This window comes from Natrinema halophilum, assembly GCF_013402815.2.
Lineage (GTDB): Archaea > Halobacteriota > Halobacteria > Halobacteriales > Natrialbaceae > Natrinema > Natrinema halophilum.
Window position 1 is genome coordinate 2,129,974 of the sequence record NZ_CP058601.1, and the last position, 11,928, is coordinate 2,141,901.

Sequence of the window (11,928 nt, forward strand, 5' to 3'; positions counted from 1 at the left end):
CCGGAGACGAGCCCGCCGTTCAAGATGTCGTCCAGCCCGGAAACACCGCTGTTAACGGGGGCGCCGCTGCTTGCATATCCGATCAGAACGGGCTTCGCCGTGATTACTAGCTGGCTTGCAGACGTGGGAGTTGAGTAACAGCAGGTTCGACGAACGGACGACGCGAACGCGGGCGGTACCACCGGCTAGAGAACGTACTCCTCGCCGTCGATCGCCAGCGGCTCTTCGAACGCCTCGTCGGCCGGATAGTAGTGGGCGACGTGGACGAGCCGCGTCTGAGCGGCGTTCAAATCGTCAGCTAGCGCGAGCGCTCCCTCTCGGGTCATGTGCTTCGTTCCGAACGTTTGAGGGACGCCGTCTGCGTCTTCGTGACGACCACCGAGGGGATGGTGTTCACAGAGGTTGGCGGGAACGATTCCATCGGCCAGCAGCAAGTCGGCGTCGGCAAGGACGTCACGAGAGACTCGTGGCACGTCGTAGCTCGTATCACCCGACAGCGAGAGCTTCGCACCTGTCTCGGGATCTTCGATCGCGAGGCCGTAACAGACCAGCGGTGGGTGGTCGACCGGAACCAGCGTCACGTCGAACCCGCAACACCGAATGGGTTCGAGCGGCGTCGTCGGTCGGACGGTAACGGGATCGAGGTAGTGGTAGTCGTCCCGAACCGTCTCGGCGACGCTCTTTCCGGTTTCGGGGTCCGTCTCGTCGGCTGCATACACCTCGATGTCGTCGAAGATTCGAAAGACGTTCCCGAGACCGTCGAGATGATCGAAGTGAATGTGCGTGACGACGGCGGCGTCGGGCAGCGACACGCCGTCCCGGAGAAACTGATACCGGAAGTCGGGGCTGAAGTCGACCAGAAGCGATTCGCCGGTGCGTTCGTTTTCGACGTGAACCGAAAATCGCGTGCGCTCGATATCGCGCTCTCGAGCGGCGCGACAGGTGTCACAGTCGCAGCCGACGGTCGGCGTCCCGGTCGTGTCGCCGGTTCCGAGCAGGGTGACCCGCATCGCTACGTCGTCCCTCCGACGGCTCCGCTCGATCGACGAACCGCCGATTCGAAGCTGTCGCCACTACACATACGCTCGCCCTTCTTCGAACGCCGTTCGGATGAACGGGTGCTCCTCGTTCGCTTCGAATCGATGAGCCGGCAAGACGTTGACCGAAAACACGACCCCGTGTTCGAGGCCGACCGTTTCGGCGAGGCGCTTGAGTTCCCGCTCGCACTCCACGTCGTCATCGAGAACCAATAGCACCTCGACAGCGGTATGGACGCTTCGATCGTCACCCCGTGTCGCGTCCCCGAAAACGACGAGGTGACGAATCGACTCGCCGTATGTCTCCTGTGCCCGGCTGGCGAATACGTCCGCGGCATCGCCTCGTTGCGGGTCATCACTCATAGGAGTGTGATTAGAAGGCCTCATATAAAGGGCGTTCCCTGCGACTGATACCGATCGCCGCCTCGTCGTTCATCGGCGGACGGTCACGCTATCGGACAGAGAAAGAAGGTTGCGAACGCTCGAAACGAAGACCTTGCGAACGCTCGAGACGAAGACCACTGGCCGTCCGCGAGGGATTGCGTCTCGCCCCCACCGTCTCGAGGCGACGTTTCCAGCGCTCGTCGGCGCCACGACGAAAGGGCTATCACGCTTGCCGGGCCAAGTGACGGATATGTCAGATACCGTCGCGGCCGCGTTCGTTCGCCACGACGGCCGGCGTGGCACCGTTTTCGTATCCGGGCGGACGTAACGATTCACGGGGGTTCGACCACCGATTCGGTCGACTCGACCGTTGACTTACGTCCGCCCAGATCGGGCCTGTCGCCCCGGAGTCCCCACCCCGTTTCGACGGATGTATTGTCGCCGACCAGCATTCACAGTACAACGACCGCTCTATGGACGATAATCAACCCAACAGTTCGACGACGCACCGACGACGCCCGCGACGGGCGGTGAGAGCATGAGCATGGACTCCCCCGAACAGAATGCGGACGCCGAACGGCGCGAGCCGAGTCTCGAGGGCGGATACGACCCCGAAACGGTCGAGTCGAACTGGCAACAACGCTGGATCGACGAAGGCGTCTACGCGTACGAGGGCGACGAAGAGCGGGACCCGAACACGGTCTACGCGATCGACACGCCGCCGCCGACGGTCTCGGGGAGCCTTCACATGGGCCATCTATACGGACACACGCTGCAGGACTTTGCGGCGCGGTTCCAGCGCATGCACGACGGCGACGTGCTCTTTCCCTTCGGCTACGACGACAACGGAATCGCGAGCGAGCGACTGACCGAAAAGGAACTGGACATCCGCCATCAGGAGTACGAACGCCGCGAGTTCCAGGAACTCTGCCGCGAGGTCTGTTCGGAATACGAGGACGACTTCACCCGCAAGATGCAGGGGCTGGGGTGTTCGATCGACTGGGACAACACGTACAAGACGATCGAACCGCGCGTGCAGCGCATCTCGCAGCTCTCTTTCCTCGACCTCTACGAGAAGGGCCGAGAGTACCGCAAGAAAGCGCCCGCGATCTGGTGTCCCGAGTGCGAAACGGCGATCTCACAGGTCGAAATGGAAGACGAAGAGCGCGGTTCTCACTTCAACGACATCGCGTTCGAGCTCGTCGGAGAAGACGCCCCTCGAGACGAGTTTCTCATCTCCACGACGCGACCAGAACTCATTCCGGCCTGCGTCTCCGTCTTCGTCCACCCGGACGACGACGACAACCAGGATCTCGTCGGCGAAACGGCTCGGATTCCGATCTTCGGCCACGAGGTGCCGATCATCGAAGACGAGCGCGTCGACATGGAGAAAGGCAGCGGGATCGTCATGTGCTGTACCTTCGGCGATCAAAAGGACATCGAGTGGTACCAGGCCCACGACCTGCCGCTGCGCGTCGCTATCGACGAGTCCGCGACGATGACCGACCTCGCCGGCGACTACGAGGGACTGTCAACCGAGGAAGCCCGCGAGGCCATCGTCGAGGATCTGGACGAGGCGGGCTACCTCCGCGACCGCTGGGAAATTTCCCACGCCGTCCAGGTCCACGAACGGTGTGACACCCCCGTCGAATACCGCGTCTCCAAGCAGTGGTACGTCGAGATCCTGGACCACAAGGAGGAGTACCTCGAGGCCGGCCGGGAGATGGACTGGTACCCCGAGAAGATGTTTACCCGGTACCGCCACTGGATCGAGGGGCTCGAGTGGGACTGGCTGATCTCGCGCCAGCGCGACTCGGGTATTCCGTTTCCGGTCTGGTACTGTGAGGACTGCGACCATCCGATCATGGCCCACCGGGAGGAGCTACCTGTCGACCCGCTTTCGGACGACCCGCCCGTCGAGAGCTGTCCCGAGTGTGGTCACGACGGATTCGAAGCCGAAGAGGACGTCTTCGACACGTGGGCGACCTCATCGTTGACGCCCCTGATCAACGCGGGCTGGGACTGGGACGAAGAGAGCGAGGAGTTCACGATGGACAATCCCGAACTCTACCCGTTCGATCTGCGCCCGCAGGGCCACGACATCATCTCGTTCTGGCTCTTCCACACCATCGTCAAGTGCTACGAGCACACCGGCGAGGTGCCCTTCGACGCGACGATGATCAACGGCCACGTTCTGGACGAGAACCGGGAAAAGATGTCCAAATCGCGGGGCAACGTCGTCGAACCCGACGAGGTGCTCGCGGAGTATCCCGTCGACGCCGTACGGTTCTGGGCTGCCAGCGCCGCCGTCGGCGACGACTTCCCGTACCAGGAGAAGGATCTCACCGCCGGCGAGAAGCTCCTGCGCAAACTGTGGAACGCGTCGAAACTCGTCGACACGCTCGCGCCCGCCGATCCCGACGAACCAGACGACCTGGAGGCGATCGACCGCTGGTTGCTCGCGGAACTCGACGCCGCCGTCGCAGACCTGACGGACCATCTCGAGGCCTACGAATTCGCGAAGGCCCGCGACCGCCTGCGGACGTTCTTCTGGAACACGTTCTGCGACGACTACCTCGAGATCGCAAAGACCCGCGAGGACGAGCCGTCGACGCAGTACGCGCTGCGGACGGCCCACCGCACGTTCCTCGAGCTGTGGGCACCGTTTCTCCCCCACGCGACGGAGGAGATCTGGCAGGCGACCTACGCGACCGCCGACGGAGCGCTCGACAGCATCCACACCCGCGACTGGCCCGAGCCCGAAGGCCACGAGGCCGATCTCGAGGCCGGCGAGACAGCGATGGAGGTCATCTCCGCGCTGCGGCGCTACAAGAGCGAGAACCAACTACCGCTGAACGCTGACCTCGAGTCGGTGGCAATCTTCGGGCCGATCGAGGGCTTCGAAGACGCGATCCAGCACGTGATGCACGTCGCGGATCTCACCGTGCTCGAAGAGCCCCCAGAGATCACGACCGAGGTCGCGTCGATCGACCTCGACTACTCGACGCTCGGGCCGACGTTCGGCTCGAAAGTCGGCGAGATCGACGCTGGAATCGAACGCGGCGAGTACGAGATCGACGATGAGGACGGCGTGCTCCGGGTGGCCGGCGAGGAACTCGCGGACGATCTGTTCGAGGTCGAACTCGAGCGAGCCTACTCGGGCGAGGGTGAGATGATCGAGACCGAATCGGCGGTCGTTATCGTCGAATGACATCCTCCGCGGCGTGAACGCCGCGGTTTCCCAAGCGGTGGGATATAGACGTTCCGTCCTTTCTGCAGTTGTCTCTCGTTCGGGTCTCGGCCGGAGATATCGTGCTCGATCGCAGACTGGTCAGGGGCGATTTCGATGGCCGTCTGACCACGGCTCTAGCGAGTACCGCACTACTTCTGCCCATTCGGATACTCAGGCCGATATATGTTGGATATATCGAGGCTTTCAGAAAGACTATGACCACATCGACCAATCAGTGGCTGTGCTCTGCCGAAGTCGATTCGAGCTGATATGCCGCCCGCTGCCGCGTAAGCCGAGTACAGAGCGCCGATGAAGACAGACATCACAGACGGTGACGCTACTGGAACCGAAGCCACGCTCCCCCCGGACACGGTGTTCGAACTCTTACTGGAAGAGCAGCGTCGGTACGCGCTGTATTACCTGTCGCGAAAAGTAGGAGCCGTGAGTGTCGAGGAACTCGTCGACCGGATCGCCCACCGTGAGGGACAGCCAACCCGCGAACGCATCGATCAAATTGGCGTCGAGTTTCACCACAACCACCTCCGAAAGCTCGTCGATTCGAACGTGTTACGATACGATACGAACGCTGGGACAGTCGAGCGCCGGGCCGCAGCGAGTACGCTCGACCCATATCTCGAACTCGCGTTCGTTACCGACCTGTAGCCGGAGACACCGCCGACGCCGATGCGGGAACCGAAGGCGAGACTGCGAACAGATCCGTTCGCGTCGTCGGCTACGGTACGCTCCGGGCCGCTTCGCACTTTTTGACACGGATCGCAAGCGCGAGAAATAGCGCGAGAAGGACGAACGTCACTTCGCCGACGGCGATCACGCCGAGCGCGTCGGCTCCGAGGAACATCGGGGTCTCCCGCGAGACGGGGATCATCGTGTGGTGTGGGTCGCCCACGAAGGGAACGAAATAGTCGACGACCAGGTTACTCCCGTACCAGACGGAAGCCACGGCGACGGCCCACACCGGAAAGTCGCTGATCCGATAGAGGACCAGGGCCTGAACGACCATCGCGAGGTGGCTCCAGAACAGGAAGTTGTACATCCACACGGGGAGATAGCTGTAGGAATCGGCGAACACGAGCAACGTGTAGGGAGTCCACAGCCCCAGGACGACGTTCCCGAAGAAGGCGAGCGCGGTCAGCCACGGCTGTTCACGTCCCACTTTCCATGCCGCGATCGCCAGCGCGACGAACAGCGTCGCGAGCGGACTGTCCGGAACCCAGGGCCACATCACGACGGTCGTCTGGGCCAGTTGGGCGCCGTAGTACCAGAATCCGAACGCCGTTCCCGCCAGGTTGATCGCGACCACGAGCCATGCGAATCGCAGTCCCAGGTCCTCGAGCCTGCGCGGCACGGGCGCGAGATACGCCGGAAGCGATGGACGATCGGCCCCTTCGCGGTCTGCCATCCGAGTCGACGCGGTCATCGTCCGGCGCGACGGACGGAATCCGCAAAACAGTAGCGGTTGCGTCTCCAGTCGTCAGCGAACCCGTACCACTACGAACATGGTGGTCGTAGCGCCAGCCATGTCCACGCCGACCACGACCCCGGTCGACGAACGAACGCGAACCCAGCTCTCGACGGGTCACGTCGTCGAACTGCCGCTCGAGTTGTCGTTCACGATGGGCGGCGTTGCCGTTCCGGCTCGCCGTAGCCGACTCGAGACGGCCCTGCCGGACGGTCTGTCTTCGGTCGCTATCGCACCCGGTGTGGGCTGCGTCGCGCTCGTCGGCATCCAATACCATCGGGTCGGCGGTGGGAACCGGGATCGATCGGGCTTCGAGGCCTACGACGAGTTCGCCGTCATCGTCCCGGCCGTTTACGGGAGCCGAACGACCGTCCCACTGGCACAGCTCGCGGACGGAACGGTCGGCGGGTTCGTCCACTGGCTCCCCGTTACGACCGAAGAGTCGGTCTCGCTCGGTCGTGAAATCTGGGGATACCCCAAAGAACGGGTCGACATGACGGTGACTGACGGGCCCGACGGTCTCCGCACCGTCGTCGGTGGTGGGCGGTACGGCGGTACCGAGACCGTTCGGCTCGAGGTTTCCCGCCCTCGAATAACGACTCGAGCGCGCGACTGGACGATGCACAGTTACACGACGAAAGATGGCGACCTGCTTCGAGCGAGGGCTACCGTTCGTGGCGACGTATCGATCGGGCTCGGCCCGTCAATCGGCACGCGCATCGACATCGCGCCGAGCGTTCGACGGGAACTCGGACTGTGGCAACGCCCACTCGGTCGAGTGTACGGCTCGCAGGTCCGGGCCCGCCTGCTCGAGGGGGAGCGGTTGACATCCTCCCGCGCCTGAAGACGCGGGAATCCCGACTGCATTCGGGATATAACCGACTGACGCGTCCGGACCACCGACGGACAGGGGTTTCGACGATTGACGGTCTCGGACACGTGTTGTTGCTCCCAATCCACAGCGAGCGATCCGTTCCCGTCCGGTATCGGCCACCGCGGCCGGGGTCAGCTTCAAAGAACACGTGTAAGTGCTGTGGCTCCTAACCGCGCACTATGGCCGACAACACCGATCTCGAGGAACTGCGTCGCGGGACCGAACTCGTCAAGCGCGGCTTCGCGCGCATGCAGAAAGGCGGCGTCATCATGGACGTCGTCGACACCGAACAGGCTCGTATCGCCGAGGACGCCGGCGCCGTCGCTGTCATGGCTCTCGAGGCCGTCCCCGCAGACATCCGCAAGCGCGGCGGCGTCGCCCGGATGGCAGACCCCGCCGACGTCGCGGAGATCGTCGACTCGGTTTCGATCCCCGTTATGGGCAAATCCCGCATCGGCCACACCAAAGAGGCCCAGATTCTCGAGGCCGTCGGCGTCGACATGATCGACGAGAGCGAGGTGCTGACGCCCGCCGACGACGCCTACCACATCGATAAGCGCGACTTCACCGCCCCGTTCGTCTGTGGCGCGCGCGACCTCGGCGAGGCGCTGCGACGGATCGACGAAGGCGCGGCGATGATCCGCACCAAAGGCGAGGCCGGCACCGGCGACGTCAACCAGGCCGTCCACCACCAGCGCACCATCAAAGGCGCCATCCGCAAACTCGAGGGGATGAGCCACGAGGAGCGCGAAGCTTACGCCCGCGAGATCGAAGCGCCCGCGGAACTGGTCCACGAGACCGCCGAAATGGGCCGGCTCCCCGTCGTCAACTTCGCCGCCGGCGGCATCGCGACGCCCGCCGACGCCGCGCTCATGATGCACCACGAGTGCGACGGCATCTTCGTCGGCAGCGGCATCTTCGGCGCCGAAAACCCGCCCGTGATGGCCGAAGCGATCGTCGAAGCGACCAACAACTGGGACGACCCCGAAACGCTCGCGGAAATTTCGAAGAACCTCGGCAAGGGGATGAAAGGCGACGCCAACGTCGACCTCTCCGAGGAAGAGAAGATGCAGGGCCGGGGCGTCTAACCGACGACAGCAGGATCTGGTTTCCGTTTTCCGATACTCCGAAACAGCGTCTGATCGGCAAGCGCGCTCGTTTTATGCGTATACCGCGTCTCGATTGTATGAGTCAGGCACTGTCCCCGACCAGCGTCGAGCAACTCGCTCACCGACTGACGGCGGAAATCGAGCGGCTGTTCCGGGAAACCACGACCAGCGAGTCGGACGAGACGCGGGCGGCGACGGTCGCAGAACTCATAGACGTCGTCGAGGAAGTGGATGACCTCCTCGAAACGATCGATTTCGAGCAGTTGCCGGGCGCCATCGACGCATCGGCGTTGCCGGACCTCGTCGAGTTTGGCGGCCTCCCGGACGCGATCCGTGAGAACGATCCGGATCTGGCGCTGGACCTCAGCACGATCGAGAACGTCATCACACTGCGAGAGGTCTGGAATACCGTCGACATCACCGATTTCGTACGGGAGTTGCGACAGCTCAAGAGCGAACTTGAGGACGTCGCCGGCCCCGACGCGTTCGGATCGTCCGGTGACTCCGAGGCAGCAGCCGATCTCAGGAACTTCGTCGACGAAGTGAAACCGGACGCGACGAATGCTGCGCTGCAGCAGGAGGCCAAAAAGGGCGCAAAAGCGGCTCGCAAAGGAGTCATCGACGGCCATTCGAAATTCGAGGAGCTGTACGAGTCGACGCGGCGCGGCTCTGGATACGCCGGTCGGCGGCCGGTTTCGAAGAACCCTACTGCGGTCTCGTCGGTACCATACGGCCCGCTCCCGGCCGGCGTCTCTACGAGAGTCTCGACGGTGCCGGCGAACGTTCGACATGCGAAGGTCGATGCCCTCCCGCGGATCTACAGTCGACGCTGGCGGAGCGTCGCGGAGCGGCCGTAACACGGGGCCGCGTCCGATGAGACGTCGGGTCGGGGTCAATCGTCGATCGACAGTTCGTATGCGCTCACGTCGAAGTAACGGAGAGGCGACCCCGATTCGGACACGACGTCGGTAGCGGCGATTCGACCGTCGTACGCGATCACGCCGGGCCTGATGTTGCCAACGTCGACGTGATCGGCGACGATGCTCCCCTCGATCGTGGGGTTCCCCTGAACGGAAACGTTCGAGTCCGGCGCGTAGACTAGCGCCGCGACCGTCGGTCCGCCGGACGCGGTCGTAACGGTTCCGTCGGCCGAAACGAGCAGCTGTGTCTGACCAGGGTCCGACTCGTTTCCGATCACGGCATCCGCACGCGCCGAGATGGGACCGTCAACGGCGATCGTCAGGTCATTCTCGCCCTCGACGCGGATCTCCTCTTCGTAGTTCGGGTCCCCGATGGCGTCGCGCACGACGACTTCGATGTCTCCCTCGGACGTATCGAACGTGAGGTCGTCGTCGATCGTGTCGACGCAGTAGCGGCCGGGTTCGGAGATTTCCCCCTCGAGATCGTCGAACTCGGTGGCCTGGCAGTTCTCGACAAGTGCCTCGACGTACGCGTCGGCCGAGGGATAGTCATAGCCACTCTCGAAGACGCGACCGTCGACCCGATCTTCGTCGACCGTTTCGGCTCTCACGACCCCCTCGATCGGCGGCGCGTTCCGGTGGACGTCGACCACCCGGGCGGCGATGGCGCTATCGACGGTGCCGATCGCGGGTGGGACGGTCAGTCCGAATCGGACGCGATCCGGTCGGCCTTCCGAACATCCTTCGGTAACGCGTCCGGGAACCGCCTCACCGATCTCTCGTTCCCATCCGTCACAGTACGCGCTCTCGACGTCGATTCGGACGACGCCACCCTGCCGTCCGACGGCACGGTCGCGTTCACGGAGGTCGACGCTGGTCGGTGGTCGGGACTGGCGAACGACGCCGTCGACGTCGCCTCGCCGATTTCCTCTGGCGGTCACCCGGACGGCGGAAAACGTCAGTGTCCCGTCCCGGTACTCGAGGGGTGGCGACGAGACCGGGACCGACCCGTTTCCGTCGGATCGCCACAGTCCACCGCCCTGATACGCGATTTCGGTATCTGCGTTGACGTATCGGTGCGCCCCGAGCGGTTCGTCGTACAGAACCTCGGTCCCCGACGCGGATTCAAAGGTAATGCGCAGGCGACCGACGTCTTCGTCCGTCTCGACCGACCCGTGGTCGACCGAACCGAGAGTGATGGGAACCGATTCTCCGCTGATCCCCATAGCGGTGTGGGTTGCGTGGGTGAATTCGAGCAGCGAGCGTTCGGCGCGTTCGATCTCGGCGGCCGATTCGTACGCGTCGAGACCGGTGACACCGAAGAGAACGACCGCAGCGCTTCCAGTGACGACGATTCCGATGAGCAGAACGATCCCGAGAACGTGCGTCTGGCCCCGGCGTCGGTCCGTCAGCGTGATGTCGAAACCATTTCCATCCGCTGTGGTATCCCTCGATTCCCCCGCCCATCCTGTGTCGAGAACCTCCCGCATACCGAAACCGATTCCTGACTGTCACGGAAAGTTATCAATCGTCTTCAATCCCGTAACGGCCGGCCTACCGAGCAGTAGCGGTCGTTTACCGCAGTTCGGGTTGGCCTTCGGTCGGCAGCGCCGCCCGATCGTACTCCGACTCCGTCGGCCGTCACGACCGGGATACGAGAACAAACGAGAGGAACAGCAGGTACGTCGTCAGTGAACCGATTCCCGCCGAGAGAATACTCGAGGGGGCGACGACGATACCGACGCCGACGATCGCGAACGCGCCGGCAAGCGTCCCTGCCTGCACGACCCGCCTTTCCCAGTAGTGACTGACGACGTCGCTGTTACTGAACGCGACGGCTTCGAAAGCGAGCGTCCCGAGACCACCGATCGCAACGGACGGAACCGACAGTGGCGCACTCGTGACGGCCAGCCCTCCAGTGAACGCCATCAGTACGATCACCGCGAGGATGCCATCAGTTCGTTCGCTCATCGATTCACCGATACAGCCGCGCGCCCTCGCCGACGGCGGTCTGGTACGCGCGGCTTTCGACGCCGCCAGCGTCGAATGCGTCGACCATCGCCGAGGCGATCTCCCGCTGATCCTGGCGGTGACAGACCGCCAGAATCCCCGGGCCCGCACCGCTTACGGTCACGCCGGTCGCGCCCGCCTCGAGTGCGGCCTCGCGTACCCTCTCGTACCCGTCGATGAGGCTCGTGCGTTCGGGCGTGACGATGTCGTCGCACATTCCCTTTCCGACGAGTTCGGGATCGTTCCGGGTCATACCGACGGTCAGCGTGGCGGCGTTGCCGACCGTGTCCACGACGTCCTCGAGCGGAGCCGATTTGGGGATCACGCCCCGGGCGTCGCGCGTCGACACGGACATTTCGGGAAGACAGGCGACGACGGGCACGGACGCGTCGACCTGCGTAACGCCGTCATCGGTGACGACGGTAAAGCCACCCAGAAGCGAGGGGGCGACGTTATCCGCATGCGCTTCTCCCGAGACGAGCGCCTCACCCTTGGCAGCGATCGGGACGAGTTCCTCCCGAGAGCGGCCGCGATCGTATAATGCGTTCAGTGCGACGGCGGCCGCAGCCGCGCTTGCGGCCGAGGAACCCAGTCCAGAGGACGGACGGACGCCCTTGTCGATTCGGATGCGGGCGGGAGCGTCGAGAGCTTTCGCAACCGCACCGACGGTGTTTTTGGCCGGGTTTTCCGGGATGTATTTGCTTCCGGCACCGGTCACGGTAATAGTCGTTTTCGGGGCGCGCTCGACACGGACTACGTCGGCGGGCGTTCCGAGGGCGACGCCGAAGACATCGAAGCCACTCCCGAGGTTCGCACTCGTCGCAGGTGCCCGCACGGTGAGCATGGCGATTCCTTCCGAGACAGCAGGCAAAAAGGTAGCGA

The 11,928-nt window shown here is 63.8% G+C and carries 11 protein-coding genes and 1 pseudogene; 5 read left to right on the plus strand and 7 right to left on the minus strand.

Annotated elements, in window-relative coordinates; translation table 11 throughout:
- Nucleotides 1-5: 5 nt before the first annotated feature.
- From HYG82_RS44610 to HYG82_RS31160, 3 genes and pseudogenes are all read right to left on the minus strand, one after another.
- Nucleotides 6-182, minus strand: a pseudogene (locus tag HYG82_RS44610) (hypothetical protein); the annotation flags it as partial.
- 3 nt (nt 183-185) lie between these two features.
- Nucleotides 186-1,010, minus strand: coding sequence for an MBL fold metallo-hydrolase (locus HYG82_RS31155; protein ID WP_179260950.1), 825 nt, complete (start codon nt 1,008-1,010; stop codon nt 186-188).
- 63 nt (nt 1,011-1,073) lie between these two features.
- A complete protein-coding gene (locus HYG82_RS31160; RefSeq protein ID WP_179260951.1) occupies nt 1,074-1,400 on the minus strand; it encodes a hypothetical protein in 327 nt (108 codons plus the stop codon).
- 565 nt (nt 1,401-1,965) lie between these two features.
- On the opposite strand from HYG82_RS31160, the gene HYG82_RS31165 reads away from it, so the two are divergent.
- Together HYG82_RS31165 and HYG82_RS31170 are read left to right on the plus strand one after the other, a co-directional pair.
- Nucleotides 1,966-4,632, plus strand: coding sequence for a valine--tRNA ligase (locus HYG82_RS31165; protein WP_179264456.1), 2,667 nt, complete (start codon nt 1,966-1,968; stop codon nt 4,630-4,632).
- A 330-nt stretch (nt 4,633-4,962) separates the two neighbouring features.
- Complete coding sequence (locus tag HYG82_RS31170) at nt 4,963-5,316, plus strand: DUF7344 domain-containing protein (RefSeq protein WP_179260952.1); 354 nt, start codon at nt 4,963-4,965, stop codon at nt 5,314-5,316.
- Between the two features lie 70 nt (nt 5,317-5,386).
- Here the strand turns inward: HYG82_RS31170 and HYG82_RS31175 are convergent, their stop codons facing one another.
- Complete coding sequence (locus HYG82_RS31175; RefSeq protein WP_179260953.1) at nt 5,387-6,091, minus strand: DUF1405 domain-containing protein; 705 nt, start codon at nt 6,089-6,091, stop codon at nt 5,387-5,389.
- Nucleotides 6,092-6,191: 100 nt separating this feature from the next.
- On the opposite strand from HYG82_RS31175, the gene HYG82_RS31180 reads away from it, so the two are divergent.
- From HYG82_RS31180 to HYG82_RS31190, 3 genes are all read left to right on the plus strand, one after another.
- Nucleotides 6,192-6,977 carry an acetoacetate decarboxylase family protein gene (locus HYG82_RS31180; RefSeq protein ID WP_179260954.1) on the plus strand — a complete coding sequence of 262 codons (786 nt, stop codon included), beginning with the start codon at nt 6,192-6,194 and terminating at the stop codon, nt 6,975-6,977.
- A 209-nt stretch (nt 6,978-7,186) separates the two neighbouring features.
- Nucleotides 7,187-8,095 (plus strand): pyridoxal 5'-phosphate synthase lyase subunit PdxS, encoded by a 909-nt coding sequence (pdxS, locus tag HYG82_RS31185; protein WP_179260955.1) that lies wholly within the window; start codon nt 7,187-7,189, stop codon nt 8,093-8,095.
- 98 nt (nt 8,096-8,193) lie between these two features.
- Complete coding sequence (locus HYG82_RS31190; protein ID WP_179260956.1) at nt 8,194-8,973, plus strand: hypothetical protein; 780 nt, start codon at nt 8,194-8,196, stop codon at nt 8,971-8,973.
- Between the two features lie 35 nt (nt 8,974-9,008).
- Here the strand turns inward: HYG82_RS31190 and HYG82_RS31195 are convergent, their stop codons facing one another.
- The 3 genes from HYG82_RS31195 to HYG82_RS31205 all read right to left on the minus strand — a co-directional run bounded on the left by HYG82_RS31195 (nt 9,009) and on the right by HYG82_RS31205 (nt 11,890).
- Entirely contained in the window at nt 9,009-10,526 is a 1,518-nt protein-coding gene (locus HYG82_RS31195) for a DUF7289 family protein (protein ID WP_179260957.1), read from the minus strand.
- A 151-nt stretch (nt 10,527-10,677) separates the two neighbouring features.
- Nucleotides 10,678-11,007, minus strand: a complete 330-nt coding sequence (locus tag HYG82_RS31200; RefSeq protein ID WP_179260958.1) for a hypothetical protein — start codon at nt 11,005-11,007, stop codon at nt 10,678-10,680.
- 4 nt (nt 11,008-11,011) lie between these two features.
- Nucleotides 11,012-11,890: a homoserine kinase gene (locus tag HYG82_RS31205; RefSeq protein ID WP_179260959.1), complete on the minus strand. Its 879-nt coding sequence runs from the start codon at nt 11,888-11,890 to the stop codon at nt 11,012-11,014.
- Nucleotides 11,891-11,928 lie beyond the last annotated feature (38 nt).

Excerpts from the sequence above, each read along its gene's own strand:
- HYG82_RS31155 (WP_179260950.1), bottom strand. The coding sequence starts at position 1,010 with ATGCGGGTCACCCTGCTCGGAACCGGCGACACGACCGGGACGCCGACC.
- HYG82_RS31160 (WP_179260951.1), bottom strand. The coding sequence starts at position 1,400 with ATGAGTGATGACCCGCAACGAGGCGATGCCGCGGACGTATTCGCCAGC.
- HYG82_RS31165 (WP_179264456.1), top strand. The coding sequence starts at position 1,966 with ATGGACTCCCCCGAACAGAATGCGGACGCCGAACGGCGCGAGCCGAGT.
- HYG82_RS31170 (WP_179260952.1), top strand. The coding sequence starts at position 4,963 with ATGAAGACAGACATCACAGACGGTGACGCTACTGGAACCGAAGCCACG.
- HYG82_RS31175 (WP_179260953.1), bottom strand. The coding sequence starts at position 6,091 with ATGACCGCGTCGACTCGGATGGCAGACCGCGAAGGGGCCGATCGTCCA.
- HYG82_RS31180 (WP_179260954.1), top strand. The coding sequence starts at position 6,192 with ATGTCCACGCCGACCACGACCCCGGTCGACGAACGAACGCGAACCCAG.
- pdxS (WP_179260955.1), top strand. The coding sequence starts at position 7,187 with ATGGCCGACAACACCGATCTCGAGGAACTGCGTCGCGGGACCGAACTC.
- HYG82_RS31190 (WP_179260956.1), top strand. The coding sequence starts at position 8,194 with ATGAGTCAGGCACTGTCCCCGACCAGCGTCGAGCAACTCGCTCACCGA.
- HYG82_RS31195 (WP_179260957.1), bottom strand. The coding sequence starts at position 10,526 with ATGCGGGAGGTTCTCGACACAGGATGGGCGGGGGAATCGAGGGATACC.
- HYG82_RS31200 (WP_179260958.1), bottom strand. The coding sequence starts at position 11,007 with ATGAGCGAACGAACTGATGGCATCCTCGCGGTGATCGTACTGATGGCG.
- HYG82_RS31205 (WP_179260959.1), bottom strand. The coding sequence starts at position 11,890 with ATGCTCACCGTGCGGGCACCTGCGACGAGTGCGAACCTCGGGAGTGGC.